At 67.6% G+C, this 17,277-nt stretch carries 14 protein-coding genes, 1 pseudogene and 2 riboswitches; of the genes and pseudogenes, 8 read left to right on the forward strand and 7 right to left on the reverse strand.

The features are described from left to right. Positions 1–218, forward strand: a 218-nt coding sequence (locus tag AC3WON_RS13280) for a T6SS effector amidase Tae4 family protein (protein WP_492351998.1), incomplete at its 5' end; no start/stop codon positions are given. A gap of 351 nt (positions 219–569) precedes the next feature. Here AC3WON_RS13280 and AC3WON_RS13285 read toward each other — a convergent pair. Next, a complete protein-coding gene (locus AC3WON_RS13285) occupies positions 570–1,883 on the reverse strand; it encodes a D-amino acid dehydrogenase (RefSeq protein ID WP_492320635.1) in 1,314 nt (437 codons plus the stop codon). A gap of 11 nt (positions 1,884–1,894) precedes the next feature. Beyond that, positions 1,895–2,013: riboswitch (glycine riboswitch) on the reverse strand. Next, positions 2,014–2,112, reverse strand: a riboswitch (glycine riboswitch). A 156-nt stretch (positions 2,113–2,268) separates the two neighbouring features. On the opposite strand from AC3WON_RS13285, the gene AC3WON_RS13290 reads away from it, so the two are divergent. The 5 genes from AC3WON_RS13290 to AC3WON_RS13310 all read left to right on the forward strand — a co-directional run bounded on the left by AC3WON_RS13290 (position 2,269) and on the right by AC3WON_RS13310 (position 8,774). Then, positions 2,269–4,596, forward strand: a complete 2,328-nt coding sequence (locus AC3WON_RS13290; protein WP_492351999.1) for a TonB-dependent receptor — start codon at positions 2,269–2,271, stop codon at positions 4,594–4,596. 25 nt (positions 4,597–4,621) lie between these two features. Next, positions 4,622–5,845 carry a sialidase family protein gene (locus tag AC3WON_RS13295; RefSeq protein WP_492352000.1) on the forward strand — a complete coding sequence of 408 codons (1,224 nt, stop codon included), beginning with the start codon at positions 4,622–4,624 and terminating at the stop codon, positions 5,843–5,845. After that, positions 5,842–6,345 carry a TlpA family protein disulfide reductase gene (locus AC3WON_RS13300; protein ID WP_492320638.1) on the forward strand — a complete coding sequence of 168 codons (504 nt, stop codon included), beginning with the start codon at positions 5,842–5,844 and terminating at the stop codon, positions 6,343–6,345. The genes AC3WON_RS13295 and AC3WON_RS13300 overlap by 4 nt, the downstream gene beginning before the upstream one ends. A 293-nt stretch (positions 6,346–6,638) precedes the next feature. Then, on the forward strand, positions 6,639–7,730 hold the full coding sequence (locus AC3WON_RS13305) for a porin (RefSeq protein ID WP_492320639.1): 1,092 nt from the start codon (positions 6,639–6,641) through the stop codon (positions 7,728–7,730). 39 nt (positions 7,731–7,769) lie between these two features. Then, positions 7,770–8,774: an MBL fold metallo-hydrolase gene (locus tag AC3WON_RS13310; RefSeq protein WP_492320640.1), complete on the forward strand. Its 1,005-nt coding sequence runs from the start codon at positions 7,770–7,772 to the stop codon at positions 8,772–8,774. A 30-nt stretch (positions 8,775–8,804) separates the two neighbouring features. Here the strand turns inward: AC3WON_RS13310 and AC3WON_RS13315 are convergent, their stop codons facing one another. The 3 genes from AC3WON_RS13315 to AC3WON_RS13325 form a co-directional block, all read right to left on the reverse strand. Beyond that, positions 8,805–9,794, reverse strand: a complete 990-nt coding sequence (locus AC3WON_RS13315) for a Bug family tripartite tricarboxylate transporter substrate binding protein (protein ID WP_492320641.1) — start codon at positions 9,792–9,794, stop codon at positions 8,805–8,807. 61 nt (positions 9,795–9,855) lie between these two features. Then, complete coding sequence (locus AC3WON_RS13320; protein WP_492320642.1) at positions 9,856–10,836, reverse strand: tripartite tricarboxylate transporter substrate binding protein; 981 nt, start codon at positions 10,834–10,836, stop codon at positions 9,856–9,858. 26 nt (positions 10,837–10,862) lie between these two features. Continuing rightward, complete coding sequence (locus AC3WON_RS13325; protein WP_492320643.1) at positions 10,863–11,612, reverse strand: GntR family transcriptional regulator; 750 nt, start codon at positions 11,610–11,612, stop codon at positions 10,863–10,865. A gap of 119 nt (positions 11,613–11,731) precedes the next feature. Here AC3WON_RS13325 and AC3WON_RS13330 point away from each other — a divergent pair, with 119 nt between their 5' ends. Continuing rightward, complete coding sequence (locus tag AC3WON_RS13330; RefSeq protein ID WP_492352001.1) at positions 11,732–12,586, forward strand: amidohydrolase family protein; 855 nt, start codon at positions 11,732–11,734, stop codon at positions 12,584–12,586. A 107-nt stretch (positions 12,587–12,693) separates the two neighbouring features. Continuing rightward, positions 12,694–13,306 (forward strand): annotated as a pseudogene (locus tag AC3WON_RS13335) (zinc-dependent alcohol dehydrogenase family protein); the annotation flags it as partial. Positions 13,307–13,322: 16 nt separating this feature from the next. Here AC3WON_RS13335 and AC3WON_RS13340 read toward each other — a convergent pair. The 3 genes from AC3WON_RS13340 to AC3WON_RS13350 are packed head-to-tail and all read right to left on the reverse strand — an operon-like array spanning position 13,323 to position 17,270. After that, positions 13,323–14,018 carry a DUF2894 domain-containing protein gene (locus AC3WON_RS13340; RefSeq protein WP_492320645.1) on the reverse strand — a complete coding sequence of 232 codons (696 nt, stop codon included), beginning with the start codon at positions 14,016–14,018 and terminating at the stop codon, positions 13,323–13,325. Continuing rightward, positions 14,011–14,658 (reverse strand): OmpA family protein, encoded by a 648-nt coding sequence (locus AC3WON_RS13345; protein WP_492320646.1) that lies wholly within the window; start codon positions 14,656–14,658, stop codon positions 14,011–14,013. The genes AC3WON_RS13340 and AC3WON_RS13345 overlap by 8 nt, the downstream gene beginning before the upstream one ends. Further along, a complete protein-coding gene (locus tag AC3WON_RS13350; RefSeq protein WP_492352002.1) occupies positions 14,655–17,270 on the reverse strand; it encodes a DUF802 domain-containing protein in 2,616 nt (871 codons plus the stop codon). The genes AC3WON_RS13345 and AC3WON_RS13350 overlap by 4 nt, the downstream gene beginning before the upstream one ends. Between the last annotated feature and the right edge of the window lie 7 nt (positions 17,271–17,277).

The following is a 17,277-nucleotide window of genomic DNA, read 5'->3' on the forward strand; positions in this document are numbered from 1 at the left end:
AAGTAAAGGGGCGAACCGGAATAATAATGTTCGATGGCTATTGGGCGCGTGACGGAGAGGCGGCAGGGAATGCTAGCGGAGGCCATATCGATTTATGGAATGGGGAAAAACTTACAGGCTTTGGTACTGGTCTAAGAGTAAGTTGGAATATTGTGGTTCCAGGTGTTTGGTCAGATTTTCGCAACTCGAAGACAATTATTTTCTTCCCCATAAAATGAAGATACTGAGAGCAGTCATCGGCGCTATTGTTGGCGCTGTCCTGGCTACGCTTGCTGCTTGGGGCGGGTTATATCTCTTCGGCATTGTAGTGTTGCGCGGGACAGGAAGTTTGTTCGACACGAAGCAGCATGCAGCGAATCTGTTCTTTGTTGGCTGGTTCGTGTCTATGGTCGCAGCCTCATTAATTGGTGGATGGCTTGGATACTCATCCGGGCGAAGATAGGGCATCACGTCCACTATTCTTCAAGCGTATACATGCGCCGCCCCATGCTTCCATCATGGCGCGGCGCTGTTCGCGCACAGTGGCCCCTATCCCACAAATGGGAGAGTGGGAGAAAACACCCGCGAACTCAGGCCTTGGCCAATGCCAGCGGCGCACCCGGCGCGACTGCCACGTTCGCGCCGAAATGCTGGTCGACAACTCCCGCCACCATATCAGCCGTCACCGCCGACAAAGTCCACCCCAGGTGCCCGTGCCCGGTGTTGTAGAAGATGCATGCCGCCCGCCCGCGCCCCACGCGCGGCAGCATGTCCGGCATCATCGGCCGCAGCCCGGCCCAAGGCACCACGCTGCGCGTGCTGACGCCGGGAAAGCACTGCTGCACCCATTCCACCAGCGGGCGGATGCGGTCGGCGCGGATATCGCGGTTGTAGCCGTTGAACTCGGCGGTGCCGGCCACACGGAAGCGGTCGTCGCCCAAGCGGCTGGTGACCAGCTTGGTTTCGTCGTCGAGCAGGCTGACCACCGGTGCGGCGGCGCGGCTGGCCTCGTCGGTCAGGTTGACCGTGATCGAATAGCCCTTGACCGGATAGATGTTGACCCGGTCGCCCAGCCCCGCGGCCAGCGCGCGGCTGGCGGTGCCGGCGCAGATCACGGCGCCATCGAAGCTGGAGGTGGCCGTGTCGGCGCCGTCCTGCACGGTCACGGTGGCGCGCCTGCCGTCGGCCTTCACCGCCTGCACGTCCTGGCCGTACAGGCAGCGCACGCCCAGCCGATCGATGGCTGCGGCCAGGCCGCTGGTGAACTTGTGGATGTCGCCGGTGGAATCGCTCTCGGTGAAGTAGCCGCCGTAGTACGAGCCGGCCAGCGTCGGCTCGATCGCGCGCATCTCCTCGGGCGTCACGGCGCGCCGCTCCAGCCCGCCCTGCGCCAGCAGCGCCGAGACCCGGCCGGCATGCTCGAAGCCGGCCTTGTCGCGGTAGATATGGAGGATGCCTTCCTTCTTCAGGTCGAAATCGATGCCTTCCTGCGCCGCCCAGGCGAACAGGTGTTCACGCGCGGCGATGGCCAGGCGCGCGGTCTCGATGGTGTTGCGGCGGTAGTGGGGGATGGCGGCGATGAACTCGGCGAACCAGGACAGCTTGTGCCAGTTGGGCCGGGGATTGACCAGCAGCGGGGCGTCGTTGCGCAGCATCCATTTCATGCCCTTGACGATGGTCGACCAGTGGGTCCAGACCTCGGCGTTGGAGGCCGACAACTGGCCGCCATTGGCGAACGAGGTCTCCATGGCGGCATAGCGGTGGCGTTCGAACAGTGTGACGGAGAATCCGCGCCGGGCCAGCGCGTAGGCCGTGGTGACACCCGTGATGCCACCGCCGATGACAGCGATTGATTTCATGATCTGCAGGTTCCAGGAACGTCGATGGTGGGAGCCCGGACGCAATATGCGTGGCGGACGCCCCCTCTGTTCTGGACCTGAGAGATTCACGACACCCGGCCGCGAGGGCGGGGCGCGCTTGCTCCTTCGGTATGCCGGCGGACGATAGCGTCCGGCATTCTTCAGAGTGTACTGACTGGTGATGCCGGTCCTTTTGCCTGAGAGTTTCCGGGGCGGTTGCTCCTTCGGCGCTGTCCGCGGCGGGCGCCGCGACAGTCTCTCCCTGCATCACATTGGCTTGATGCCAATCGGGGCAATGTAGTGACAAGGCTCGACGTTGGATATGCGGGTTAACGCTTAGGCGGCCTGCCGCCCGCGTCGCTATGTCGCATCGGCCTGCGTCCCCGTGCCCCATAAAATGTCAGCGCTCGCTCTCGGGGAGAGGCGCCGTATGCTGCGCTCAGGTGGAGTGAGTCGAAAAAGACGACAACAAGGTTTTCCAGTGAAGAAAAATCGCATTGCACTGGCCGTTTCGGCGGTGCTGATGGGCCCCGCCGTCGCCGCCGCCCAGGTGGTGGACGCGCCCGAGCCGCTGCAGGAGGTGGTGGTCTCGGCCAAGTCGGAGCGCGCCGAGACGCCGGCGATACCGCCCAACACGCCCTCGCCGGCCTACGGCATCAGCAGCCGCCGCATGGCCGACTTCAATGTGGTGAACACGGAAGACGCCCTCAAGTACGCGCCCAACCTCGCCGTACGCAAGCGCTTCATCGGCGATATGAACTCGATCATCTCGGTGCGCAGCACCAGTTCGCGCCAGTCGGCGCGCGGGCTGGTGTATGCGGACGGCCTGCTGCTGTCCAACCTGCTGGGGTCGGACTTCAGCTTCCCGCCGCGCTGGTCGCTGGTCAACAGCGCCGAGATCGAGCGCATGGATGTGCTGTACGGCCCGTATTCGGCGCTATATCCCGGCAACTCGCTGGGTGCGACGGTGCTGATCACCACGCGCACGCCGGAGAAGCTCGAGGGCGATGCCAGCGTGCAGCTGTTCACGCAGCGCTTCAGCCTGTACGGCACGCACGACAACTTCAACGGGGTCCACGCCAACGCCTATGTGGGCGACCGCGTCGGCCCGTTCTCGTGGCTGGTCAGCGTGGACCGGCAGGACAGCAAGAGCCAGCCGTTGAGCTTCTATACCGCGGCACGCTCCACGGCCCGTGCCACTTCTGCCGACAAGCCGGTCACCGGCGCCTACTTCGACCAGGACCAGACCGGCCGCGACCGCGTGGTGATGGGCGTGAACAGCGAGGGCGTCACGCACACGGTGCAGGACCAGCTCAAGCTCAAGCTTGGCTACGACATCACCAATACCCTGCAGGCGCAGTTCACCGCGGCCTATTGGCAGCAGGACCGATCCAGCGCCACCGGCAGCTACCTGCGCGATGCCGATGGCAATGTTGTGTCGAGCGGTCCCGTGAATATCGGCGGCTATCGCTATGTGATTCCCGCCAACGCCTTTGCCCCCAGCAATGGCGAGGACGCGCGCTGGCTCTATGGCCTGTCGCTGCGCACGCGCAATGAGACCGGCTGGAATTTCTCGGGCGTGGCGTCGCTGTTCGATGTCAGCAAGGACATCAGCCGCAGCGCCAACACCGCCGGCAGCGGGCCGGGCACGGTGACCTATGGCGACGGCACCGGCTGGCGCACGCTCGACCTGAAGGCCGACTACCGCCCGCAGCTGCTGCAGGGCGGGCACTGGGTCACGTTCGGCTACCACTATGACAATTACCGGCTGAGCAACACCACCTACAACACCTCGGACTGGCAGGCGGTCACCATCACCGCCTTCAACAACGCCTTTGCCGGCAAGACCGAGACCCAGGCGCTCTATGCGCAGGACGCCTGGTACTTTGCCGAGGACTGGAAGCTGATCCCCGGCGTGCGCTACGAACACTGGCGCGCCTATGACGGCAGCCGCAGCCAGCCCGGCGTGGACATCGGCTACCCGGTGCGCAGCGAATCCAACTGGTCGCCCAAGCTGGCGCTGGAGAAGGCCTTCGGGCAGGACTGGCTGGGCCGCTTGTCGCTGGGCCAGGCCTATCGCTACCCGACTGTCAGCGAGCTGTTCCAGGGCCGCATCACCGGCACCGCGCTGATCAACAACGATCCCAACCTGCGGCCCGAGCGGTCATTCTCGAAGGACCTGACCTTCGAGCGCACGCTGGATTCGTCGTACTTCCGGGTCTCGGTGTATGAGGACGATATCCGCGATGCCCTGGTCAGCCAGACCAATACCACGGTATTCCCGACCGTCACCAGTTTCCAGAACGTCGACCGCGTGCGCACCCGCGGCATCGAGCTGGCCTATGACGCGCGCGATGTGTTCGTCAGCGGCTTCGACCTGTCGGCCAGCGGGGCCTACAACCATTCGAAGACGCTCGAGAACGCCAACAACCCGGCCTCGGTGGGCAAGTACTTCTACCGCATTCCCAAGTGGCGGGCCAACCTGATGGGCACCTATCGCATCACGCCGGCCTGGGCCGGCACGCTGGCCATGACCTATTCGGGGCGGCAGTACAATACGCTCGACAATTCCGACGTCAATCCCGACACCTTCGGCGGCACCAGCAGCTTCCTGACCTTTGATGTCAAGCTGACGTACCGGCCTGCGAAGAACGTGCGCCTCGGGCTTGGCATCGACAACCTCACCGACCAGCGCTACTACGTCTACCACCCGTATCCGGGCCGGACGTTCTACGCCGAGGCGAAACTTTCCTTCTGAGCACGTGAACAGGCTGACCATATCCATGCAAGGCGTTCGCCCCGGTTTCCGCTTGATCGTTGCCGGGCTGATGATGGCCGGTGCCGCGCTGGCCGCGACCGCGCAAACGCACGGCGATCACAGCGGCCACGGCGCGCAGGCCAAGGCCGCGAAGATGAGCGAGCTTGGCACCGGCGCCGCGTTCGACCGAAACGGCAAGCTGTGGGTCGCCTACAAGGACGGCCCTTACGTCGCGGTACGTGCATCGACCGACTACGGCCGCAGCTTCGGGCCGGCGCAGCATGTCAACAACGTGCCGGAGCAGGTCGCCGCCGATCATGAAAGCCGGCCCAAGGTCGCCGCGGGGCGCGACGGCGAGATCTTCGTCACCTGGACCCAGCCGCTGCCCAAGCCGTGGACCGGCTTTATCCGCTTTGCGCATTCCGCCGATGGCGGCAAGTCCTTTGCCGAACCGCTGACGGTGCATGCCAACCGCGACCAGATCGCCCACCGCTTCGACGCCATCGCGGTGGACAACGCCGGGCGCGTCTTCGTCAGCTGGATCGACAAGCGCGACGTGGTTGCCGCCGAGGCGCGCAAGCGGCCGTACGCCGGCGCCGCGGTCTACTACGCGGTCTCGGCCGACCAGGGCAAGACCTTCCAGGGCGACTACAAGATTGCCGACCAGTCGTGCGAATGCTGCCGCATCGCGCTGTCGCCCACGCCCGACGGCAAGATGCTGGCGCTGTGGCGCCATGTATTCCCGCCCAACGCGCGCGACCACGCGCTGGCGCTGCTGGGCACCGACGGCAAGGCCACGCCGATGCAGCGCGCCACCTTTGACGACTGGCGCATCGACGCCTGCCCGCACCACGGCCCCGGCGCTTCGGTGGCGCCCGATGGCACGGTGCACATGGTCTGGTTCAACGTGCGCGAAGGCAAGCCCACGGTCTCGGTGGGGCGCTGGAAGGACGGCAAGCTGCAGGCACAGCGCCCGCTGGACGACCCGCGCGCGCAGCATGCCGACATCGTCGCGCTGAACGACAACGAGATCGCGGTGGCCTGGAAATCGTTCGACGGCCAGCAGACGCGGCTGTCCGCGATGCTGTCGCACGATGGCGGCAAGACCTGGCAGACGCGCAAGCTGGCCGGCACGGAGCGCGACTCGGACCAGCCGCACCTGCTGCAGCATGCGGGCCGCGCCTACGTGCTGTGGCGTACCGAGGCCGAGGGCTTCCAGGTGTTCCCGCTGGGCAAGGAGGGCGCATGATGCCATCCCGCCGCAAGCTGCTCGCCGCTGCCGTCCTGACCCTGGCGATGACGGCCGCCAATGCCGGTAGTCAACCGGCCGACCGCGTCGCCGTGTTCGCATCGGCCAGCGCCGCCCAGCTGGCAGCCAGCCAGAAGGGCAAGCCCTTTGTACTGGTGGTGTGGTCGCTCGACTGCGTCTATTGCAAGCGCAACTTCGACGCCATCGGCAAGCTGCGCGCGCGGCATCCGGACCTGCGCGTCGTCACGCTGGCGACGGACAACCCCGACGCGCTGCCACAGGTGCAGCAATTGCTCCAGCGCGTCAGGCTCACGCGCAACGCGTGGGTGTTCGGGCACGAGCCGCAGGAGCGGCTGCGCTATGCGGTCGATCCGGACTGGATGGGCGAGATGCCGCGCACCTACTTCTATCGCGCCGATGGCCAGCGGCACGGCGTGTCCGGCGTGATCAGCGACGCCGACTGGGGCAAGCACCTGCGCTGGGCTGGCATCGCCGGCTGAGCGCGCACCGGAATTCCATGAGGCCAGCGCGGGCCCGCAGCCCACGCTGGAGCGCGCCTCAGGCAAACGCGGTTCACCGCCTTTCTTGTCGGCTGCGCCTGCGTGACGCGCAGCGCAGCGGCGTGCCATAACCCCTCCCCACACATCGGTAGTTTCCCCACTCGGCCTCCATAAAACGGGGCGGTAGTATTCGCCCGTGGTGGTTCAATAAAGAAACAGATGTTCAAATATGAACATATGGGGGCTGCCAGGGTGCCTGGCAGGTTGCCGCCACAGGAAGCAGGGGAGACAGAATGAAATTCAACAGATACGCGGCCGGCCTGGCTGCCGCCATGCCGCTGGTGGCGGCGGCGCAATCGGTGACGCTCTATGGGGTGATCGATACGGGTGTGGAATACCTCAACCACGTGGGTGCGGCGGGAAATGACCTGGTGCGCCAGCCGTCGCTGGCTGCGACTGTGCCATCGCGCTGGGGCTTGCGCGGTTCGGAAGACCTCGGCAACGGGCTGAAGAGCGTGTTCGTGCTGGAATCCGGCTTCGCGCCGGATTCAGGCGTCTCGAATCAGGGCGCGCGACTGTTCGGCCGGCAGGCCTTCGTCGGGCTGAGCGGCCCGTGGGGACAGATCGGGTTTGGGCGCCAGTACACCATGCTGTTCTGGGCGCGTCTGGATACCGACATCCTTACCTCCAACGTCTACGGTGTCGGCTCGATTGACAGCTATATCCCCAACACGCGCGCCGACAACGCGGTCTCGTACAAGGGCAAGTTCGGTGGCGTCACCGTTGGCGCCACGTACAGCCTGGGCCGCGATACCGTCAATGCGGGACCGGGCCCGGCCGGCACCAACTGTGCGGGCGAGAACCCCGCGGACTCGCGCGCCTGCCGCGAATGGTCGGCCATGCTGATGTACGAGACTGACTGGTGGGGCGTGAGCGCCGCCTACGATTCGCTGCGCGGCGGCCCCGGCGCCTTTGGTGGCCTGACCCGGAGCAGCCTGAAGGACGACCGCTTCTCGCTGGGCGGCTACATGCTGCTGCCGCGGACCAAGCTGGGCCTGGGACTGCTGTCTCGCAACAACGAAGCAAGCAGCACCCCGCGCAGCGACCTCTGGTTCGCGGGGGCGTCCTACGACATCACGCCCGCGTTCAACCTTGCCGGCGAAGTCTTCTACGTGAAGTACCGGCGCAGCGCGAACAAGGCCTGGCTTGGCGCGATCCGGGGCACCTACGCGTTCTCGAAACGCACCTCCGTGTATGCCACGGCGGGCTATATCGACAACGGCGGCCAGTCGGCGCTGTCGGTCAGCGGCGGCAGCCCCGGCGGCAATCCCAGCGCGGGCGGCAACCAGGCCGGCGTGATGCTCGGCGTCAAGCAGATCTTCTGAGGCGCTGCAGCGCTGTCACCCTTTTCAATAGGTAGAACGATGAAATCATCCCGCTTGCTGGCGATGCTGACCGGCATCGCCCTGATGTGTGCCACGGCCTTGTCGGTCGCCGCCACGCCCGCCCCGGCTGCGGCCGCCCCGGAACGCACTGACCATTTCCGCGTGACGCTGCTGGGCACGGGCACCCCGGTGCCTTCGGCAACGCGCGCTGGCTACAGCACGCTGGTCGAGGCCGGCGGCCAGAAGCTGGTTTTTGATTTTGGCCGCAATGTGGCCGTGCGCCTGTGGCAGTTGCGGATTCCGCTGGGCAGCGTCGACGCGCACTTCCTGACGCACTTCCACTCGGACCATCTGGTGGGACTGCCCGACCTGTGGCTGACTGGCTGGCTGCGGCCGCCCTACGGCCGCCGCGACAAGCCCATGGCGCTGTACGGCCCGGCGGGCACGCGCGCGCTTGCCGATGGGCTGCGCCAGGCCTTTGCCGCGGACATCGCCATCCGGCACAAGGATGAGGGCAGCGCGCTTGCGGGCATCACCATCGATGCCCGCGACGTCGCGCCCGGGGTCGTCTATGAAAAAGACGGGGTCCGCGTGACGGCATTCGAGAACGACCACGGCGACAACATCCGGCCGTCGTATGGCTACCGGATTGACTATCGGGGCCGGGTGGTGGTGCTGTCGGGCGATACCCGGTTCAGTCCCGCCGTGGTCGCGCAGGCAAAGAACGCCGACGTGCTGGTGCATTGCGTCACGCTGATCCCCGATGCGCTGCTGGCTTCCAACCCCGCGTACCGTGCCATCTACGATCACCTGTCCTCGCCGGAGGATGCCGCGCGGGTCTTCCAGGCTGCGGGGCCGAGGCTGGCGGTGTTCAGTCACATCGGCCTGAACGGCGATGCCACGGTCGGGCAGATTGCCGAGCGGGTCCGCAAGACGTATGCCGGTGAACTACTGATCGGCGAGGACCTGACGCGCGTGGAGATCAGCCTGGATGGCCGTGCCGGGACGCCGGGTGGCGTCGCGGTGTGGCAGGAGCGACCGTGAGCCCCGGCGCGCCGCGCCATCCCCTTGCGTTCAATCCGGCTTGATTCCCGCGCGCGCAATGATGGGCTTCCAGCGCTGCTGCTCCTGCGCGATAAAGCGCGAGAACTCGGCCGGCGTGTCGCCCACCACAATCGCCGCATCCGCGCTCAGGCGCTCGACCGACGACTTGCTCTTCACTGCTTTCACGGTGGCGTCCGCCAGCTTGTCGGCGGCCGCCTGGGGCAGAGATGCCGGTGCCAGCAGGCCATACCACTGCGTCATTTCGAAGCCGGGATAGCCTTGTTCGGCAACCGTTGGCACGTCGGGCAGCTGGGGAATGCGCTGGGTCGTGCCGGTGGCGATGCAGCGCACCTTGCCGGCCTTGATGAACTGGATGATCGCCGGCGCGCCGACCGCGGCTGCGTCCAACCGCCCCGACAGCAGGTCAGTGATCTGCGGACCGCTGCCGCGATACGGCACATGGGTGATGAAGGTGCCGGTCGCGGCCTTCAGGTATTCAAAGGCCAGATGGCCGGCGCTGCCGTTGCCGGCCGAACCGTAGTTCAGCTTGCCGGGCTTGCTCTTGGCCAACGCCACGAACTCCTTCAGGTTCTTCGCGGGGACGTCCGGGTGGACCACGTACAGGCTCGGCACCTTGGACAGCAGCGAGATCGCGCGGAAGTCCTTGACGGGGTCATAGGGCAGCTTCGGGAAGATAAACGGATTGACCGCCAGCGTGCCGATATGGCCGAGGATCAGCGTGTGGTTGTCATCGGCGCGCGCGACTTCGCCCATGGCGATATTGCCGGCCGCGCCGGGCTTGTTCTCGACGAAGACTGACACGCCTAGCAGCTTGGTCAGCTCCGCCGCGGTGGAGCGGGCCACGATCTCCGAGCTGCCGCCCGGCGCGAACGGCACCACCAGCCGGATCGGCTTGGCCGGCCAGGCCTGGGCACGCGCCAGCGTTGGCGCCAGCGCGCACGCGCCCAGTGCGGCGGTGGTCTTGAGCAGATGGCGGCGAAGGGGATTTATCGGGGTCATGCATTTCTCCTGAAAGTTCTGTAGCTGGGCCGTGGTGGGGCAGAGTCGGTGCCAGTTGGTGCTATTCGGGCTTGATGTTGCCGTCCCGGATGACCTTGGCCCACAGCCGGGCCTGCCCGTCGATGAATTGCCGTGCCTGTGCTGGCGGCGCAGCGACGATCTCGCCGCCCAGCTCGGCCACGCGTTGCCGGATCTCGGGGCTGGTCATGACTTTCTGCAGGGCGTCAGCGAGCTTCGCTGCGATCGGGTCCGGCGTTGCGGCGGGCAGGAAGGCCGCGTTCCATTCATAGACCTCGTAGCTCGCCACGCCGGCTTCCTGCATGGTGGGCACGGACGGCAATGCCTGGGTGCGGGCATGGCTGGTCACCGCCAGCGGCTTCAGCTTGCCGGCCTTGATGTGCTGCAGGCTCGAAGCGACGTTGGCAAAGAACAGCGGCACCTGGCCGGCGATGACATCGGTCATGGCGGGGCCGCCGCCCTTGTAGGGCACATGCAATAGGTCGACCCCCGCGCGCTGCTCGAACAGCACGCCGGCCAGATGCTGCGCCGAGCCATTGCCCGAGGACGCAAAGGCGACCGAGCCCGGCTTTTGCCTGGCCATGGCCAGGACGTCGCTGACCTTGCTGGCGGGAAAGCCCGCCGTGGCCACCAGCACGTTGGGATAGCGCGCCAGCACGCCGACCGGCCGGAAGGCCTTGTCCGGATCGTAGGGCAGGCGCGGATAGAGGCTGGGATTCACCGCATAAGAGGAGGCATCGACCATCATGGTGTAGCCGTCCGGTGCCGCCTTGGCGACATAGGCGGCACCGATCTGCCCGCCGGCACCCGGGCGGTTCTCGACGACGACGGTCTGGCCCAGCTCGCGCCCGAGACCCGGCGCGATCAGCCGTGCCATCAGGTCCGCGCCGCCGCCCGGCGGATACGTCACCACGATCGTGATGGGCCGTGCCGGCCAGGCCGCGGCGGTGTCGGCGGCCTGCGCCAGCGTGGTGGTGGCGATCAGGGCAGCGACCGTGGCGGCGATCGCGTGGCGTGCGTGCATGGGTCTGTCTCCTCGGGTGCGGTCCGTCAGCGGACGTCCGCGGTATAGCGAAAGGCAAAGGCGTCGCCCCGCGTCAGCCGGTATTCGATGCAGTTGCCGCCCAGGTCGAAGGCATGCCGGGTCACGACCGCGCACGGATGCGCATCCGGCAAGTCCAGCAACGCTGCCTCGTCTGCTGCCAGCGTGCGGAAGGTCACTTCGTCAACGGCGCGATGGACCGTGATGCCGCAGGCGCTGCCCAGCAGCGGGTAGAGCAGGTCGCCCCACTGCGCCGCAGGGAGTTGCTGCAGGGCTTCGCAGCGCGGCAGCGGCAGCCAGATCGATTCCAGCAGCCGGGGCGTGTCCTCCAGCCAGCGGCGGCGCGAGATCGCCAGCCCGCGCGCACCGGTCGGCAGCCCGAAGCGGGTTGCCATGGCCTTGTCTAGGCGCACGGTGCGGCACGACAGGATTTCCGAGCGCGGCACCGCCGGCGCGCCATCGGCGCCGCCGAAGCGGAAAAACCGCATCAGGCTGGCCCCGTTGAGCCCCTTGCGCACGAAGGTGCCCTTGCCCTGCACGCGCTCCAGCAGGCCCTGCTGGACCAGCACGGCGATGGCCTGCCGGATGGTGCCCAGCGCAATGCCGAACTCCTTGGCCAGCGCGCCTTCCGCAGGGATGGCGCTGCCGGGCGCCCACGCGCCCGAAACAATATTTGCCTGCAGTTCCGCCGCGATCTGGCCGTAGCGGCTCAGGCCCGCGGCGGTGGTTGTAGTCTGGAGCAGCGCGTTGTCTGGCATGCCGAACCCGTGCTAAATTGATGTCGATGTCCTCTAGAGGACTAGAATACTGACGCGGGTTCGGATGCCATATCCGGATATACCCGCGCCACTGAGCCGCGCCACGGAGGGGCTGACTGATGAGCAAGCGCGCTTTGCCGCTGGTGGATACCCACTTCCACGTGTTCGATGCCGGAGTGGCCGCGCCATCGGCCCGCTACCGGCCGCCCTATGCCGCTGACCTGAAGGACTGGCACGCCCGGCTTGCCGGATTGGGGGATCTGTATGGGGTGGTGGTGCAGACCAGTTTTCTCGGCACCGACAATGCGGCGCTGCTGGCCGCGCTGCAGGCCATGCCCGGGCGCTTGCGCGGCGTCGCGGTGGTCGGCCCTGAGGTAACGGATGCGGAACTGGCTACGTTGCACGCGGCCGGCGTGCGGGGCATCCGCCTGAACCTGTATGGCGATCCGGACTGGCAGCGCATTTCCACCGCGCCGTGGCGCGGGCTGTTCGCCAGGATCGCCGGGCTCGGCTGGCATGTCGAACTCCATACCCGCAACGGTGATGGCGGCATGGTGCTGGCGCAGCTTGACGCGGCCCTTGGCGATGCCGGCGCGCCGGTCGTGCTTGACCACTTCGGCCGGCCTGGTGCAGAGGGAGCCGAGGACACGATCTTCGACGTTGCGACTGCCGTGCGCGCGCGCCGCCAGGTCTGGGTGAAGATCAGCGCGCCGTACCGGCTTGCATCCCCTCAGGACTGGACCAGGTTTGCGCAGCGATGGCACGAAGTCGTGGGAGCTGACCGGCTGCTGTGGGGCAGCGACTGGCCATGGACCAACCACGAGGCGCCGGCTCGGGTCGACGAGTGCCGGATGCTTGCCGCATGGCCGGGGCAAGGGGCGCCCGGTGACAGCGAAGCGGCCGGCGCGGCCTTGTCCGCTGCGCTCCGGTGGCGCAACGCGGCAGCGCTGTACGGGTTTGCGGTGAAGGGATAGCGGGCGGCTGGCGCCGCCGGCTTCAATCCAGCGCCAGCACCCCGGGAATCGCTTCCACCAGCAAATCGATCGTCACCCTCAGCTTGTTCGGCAGGAAACGGGCTGGCCTGGACGCCGCGCAGGCCAGTACGCTGACCTGCGCCGGCCTGACGGCCTGGCAAGCCCTGGCCGAGGCCACGGTGACGCGGCCCGGCGACACCGTCGTGGTGATCGGCACCGGCGGCGTGGCCCTGTTTGCGGTGCAGATCGCCCGCGCACAGGGCGCGCGCGTGATCGTGGTGTCAGGCAGCGACGACAAGCTGGCGCGCGTGCAGGAGCTGGGCGCGGCGCATGGCGTCCATCGCGGCCGCACCGCTGACTGGCCGGCTGCCGTGCGCGAGCTGACCGGCGGCGGTGCCGACCATGTGCTGGAACTGGCTGGCGGAGACAACTTCGGCCGGTCGCTTGCCGCGCTGGCGCAGGGCGGCCGGATCTCGGTGATCGGCAATCTTCAGGGGGATGAGCTGCGCGCCAGCGTCTTATCCGGTCCTGCATGGCCGCGTGACCGTGCAGGGGATCGGCGTGTCGCACCGGCGCGCGCTGCAGGACCTGGTGCGTGCCGTGGACTGGCTGGCGCTGCGTCCGGTGATCGAGAGCGAGTATGGGTTCGGGGACTTGCCCGCGGCGCTCGACCACCTGGAACGCGGGGCCTTCGGCAAGGTGGTGGGGCGGCTGCGCTGAGGCGCGGGCCGGACTGCTATTTGCGAGCCTTGCCGCGCACGCTCTTTTTGGCCGCGGCGGCGCGCGCCGCTTCTTTTTCGGCCGCTGCCGCCGCGCCCAACTGCTCCAGCCAGGCCATGCCCTCGACATAGGACAGGAAATGCCGCAGGTATTCCGGCGACGTCTCGCGCATCAGGGACAGCGAACGATGCACGAGATGGTCGGTATTGAGCGGCCCGGCATTCTCCGGCACGCGCTCCAGCGACAGGCGGAAGTGCTGCTCGACGCTGACCCTGGCCCAAGTCTCGCGGAAGTAGTCGGCCAGGGCATCGACCAGCGGCGCGTCGGACTGGGGTGCGGTTGCCGGCACCGGCGTGGGCGATCGTGCATCGTTTGAGGCAACCGCGAGGGCGGGCCTGGCGCGCGCGGTGATGTCGTGCACGAGTGCGCCAAGCGCGCTGGCTGCCGGGCCGGCTGTTGGCGTGGGCGGCGCGGTACCATCGGCAACATCGCTGTCCTGAACTGTGTACCGCTGCACGATGGCTGCATACGCGGCGGCCAGGCCACGCAGGCGCTCATCCAGCAAGCTCCGCACCGCGCCACTGTGTGCGGCGGCGCGGCGGGCCAGCGCTTGCATCAGGCGGAAGCGCACGGGATCGGCATAGTCGGCGCCGCTGGCCTGCCAGGCGTCCAGTTGCGCGCGGATATCGGCTGCCACGTCGAGGCTAGCCATGTGCCTTCACCGTGCCTGCGGTCACGCGCGGCACCGGCGAGATCTCGACGCGCCGGTTCTTTGCGCGGCCCTCGGCATCGGCATTCGGTGTCACCGGCTGCTGCGAACCGAAGGCGGCCGAGAACACTGAGGTGGGCGGGATGCCGGCATCGATCAGGGTGCGGGTCACGGTCAGGGCGCGCTGCGCCGACAGCTCCCAGTTGTCGGCAAAGCGGCGGTTGCCTTCGCGCACCTGCTGGTCGTCGGTAAACCCGCTCACCATCAGGATCTCGTCGCGGCTGCGCAGGTAGGCCGACAACGGCTGCGCCAGGCTTTTCAGCAGATCGCGGCCGTCAGGTTGCAGCTGGTCTGAGTTGAGCGCAAACAGCACGTTGCCGCTGATGCCGATGCGGCCGTTCACCAGCGTCACGCGGCCGGCCGCCAGCGGCCCTGCCAGTGCCTTTTCCAGCGTCTCGCGGCGCTGTGCTTCCTCCTGCCGCTGCTTCACCTCGGCTTCCAGCCTGGCTGACAGTTCCATCTGCACGCCGATGACCCCCAGCAGGACCAGCACGAACGCGCCCAGCAGCACCGACATCAGGTCGCCAAAGACGGCCCACGCGGGAACGGTCGGCTCGACGCCGGCGTCAAGGTCCTCTCTCATGCCGCCTCTGCGCTGGGCGCTTGCTGGCCGGCGCGCTGCTGCAGGTCCTCAAGGATCTGCTTTTGCGACAGCATGCTCAGGTCGACGACTTCGCGCGCCTGCGCCACGTAGTAGGCCAGTTGCTCGTCGCTGCGCGTCATCGACTTGTCCAGCGCGGCCTCGATGCGCTGCAGGTGGTCGATCAGCTTGCCGTTGGATTCGCTGAACAGCTGCACCGCCACGCCAAAGGCCTCGCCCAGGCTCGCGACTTCGACCGCGCTGCCGGTGACCTGCGCGGCAATGTCGGTGAGCTTGCCGGTTTCGGATTCGACCTTGTCGGTAAAGCGCGTGCCGACGCGGTCCAGCAGGTCCGCCGTGGTGGCGACCAGGGTGTCGACCGCGCTGCGCTGCTCAGTGGAGGCGTGGCTCACGGCATCGAGCAGCGTGCCCAGCGTTTCCAGCATGCGGCTGCGTTCTTCCAGCATGGCGTTGTCGCGCGCCATGCCGTCGGTGAGCTTCTCGCGCAGTTCCGCGATGACCTCCGCGGCGGCCTTGGGCGCTTCGGATGCGGCCTGCATCAGGTGGGCGACTTCGGCGATGGTGCCGGTGGCCTGGGCCTGCGCCTGGGCTGCCATGTCGCGCGCGGTGACGGCCAGCGTCTCGCAGATTTCCTGCTGGCGGCTGACGGTGTGCGCGCTGGTCTGTTCCCATTCCTGGCGCAGCGATGCGGCCATGGTGCCGAGCGTGTCGGTCCAGGCGGCCATGCGTTGCGCGTCCTGCGATGCCAGTTCCGCCTGCAATGTGGTGGCGGCCTTGGGTGCCTCGGCCGCGGCTTGCACCAGGCGGTCGATTTCGGCGAGGGTGGTGCTGGCATGCGCCTGCGTCTCGGTCGAGATCGCGCGCGCGGTCTGCGCCAGCGCCTCGCAGATCTCCTGCTGGCGCGTGGCGGCGTGCGTGCTGGCCTGTTCCCACTGCTGGCGCAGCGTGGCGGCGATGGTGCCGAGCGTATCGGTCCAGCCGGCAAAGCGCTGTTCATCGCGCGCAGCCAGTTCGGCCTGCAGCGTGATGGCCGCCTTTGGCGCGTCCGTTGCGGCCTGCACCAGACGGTCGATCTCAGCGAGGGTGCGGTTGGCATGCGCCTGGGTCTGGGCCGAGATCTCGCGCACGCTCTGCGCCAGCGTCGTGCTGATCTCGTCCTGGCGGCTTACCGTGTGCGCGTTCAGCTGTTCCCACTCCTGGCGCAGGGCAGTCGTCATGGTGCCGAGCGTATCGGTCCAGGCCGCCAGGCGCTGCGCGTCGTGCGCGGCCAGCTGCGTCTGCAGCCCGGCATGCGACTCGCCCACGGTGCGCACCAGTGTCGCCGCATGCTCGCCGAACGCGGCTGCGGCGGCCGTCAGGGCCTGCCGGTTGTCGCCGGCGAGCTTCTCGCCGGTGCGCTCCTGGCGCGACAGCGCCTCGCGCCATGCGTCGGCAGCGCTGGCGGCTGCCGTGTCGAGCCGGGTGGCGACATTGTCCAGCAGCCCGGCCGAGCGTTGTTCAAAGGTCTGGGCAAAGCCGTCGAGGGATGTGCGCAGGTCCGCTGCCAGTGCCTCGCTCGCGCGTTGATGCCCGGCCAGCGCCTGGTTCCAGGTATCCGCAACGCCCGCGGTGGCGCTCTCGAAGCGGCTCGATACCCCATCCAGGTGCTGTTGCACGGCTTGGGTCACGTTGTCGCGCAAGGCCGTGGTTTCGCGTGCCAGGCCCGCCATGGTCGCGTCCACCGCAGGCTGGATCGCTGCGCTTGCGGCACGGGCGCTGTCGGCAATGCTGTCCTTCAGCGATTGCTCCACCGAAGACGCCAGGCGCGTGTAGACCACTTCGGTCTTGCCGTGGAAGGCGTCCTGGCTGGCGGCCAGGCGCTCGGTCAGGGCCTGGTTCTGTTCGGCCATCGTGGTCATCATGGCCTGCATGCGCTCGACCAGTGCCGGCATCACGTCGGCCTGGCGCTGCAGCAGCCGGAACGCTTCATCACGCTGGTGGCCGCGCGAGTAGGGGCGCAGCGTGGTGGCGATGCGGGCATCCAGCGCCTGCGCGGCCTGGATCCGCTCGCGCCGGCACAATGCCGACAACAGCCCCAGCATCGCGGACGTGGCCACGCCCGCGACCGAGGTGCCGAACGCAAAGCCCAGGCCCTTGACCGGTGCGGCCAGTGAGGCGCGGATGGCCTGCAGGTCGGTGGCGGTCTCCAGCGCGATGCCGGTGCCGCGCAGGGTCGCCACCATGCCCAGGAACGTGCCCAGCATGCCCAGCAGCACCAGCAGGCCGACCAGGTAGGGTGTCAGCGCGGGCCCGGGCAGGCCGACGCGCTCGCCTTCCACGCGCAGGCGGGCGCTGTCGCGCAGGCTGGGATGCAGCCGTTCCAGCCAGCTGCCAAGGCTGGCCGGCGCTTCGGACAATCCGGCGGCGGCCTGCGCCAGCGTGGCGGTGGCCTGGCGGTAGCGGTACAGCTCCAACGCCCCCGCCAGGTAGCAGCCGCCGATCAGCAGTGTCACGGCCAGCGCCAGGAAGTTCGTGCCTGCATAGCCGGCGGCGATCCAGCACACGATGGCCAGGCCCGCCAGGAAAGCGACAATATGGGTAAGGTATCGGGTCATGATGTTC

The sequence above is a fragment of the Cupriavidus sp. FW305-46 genome (assembly GCF_058787075.1).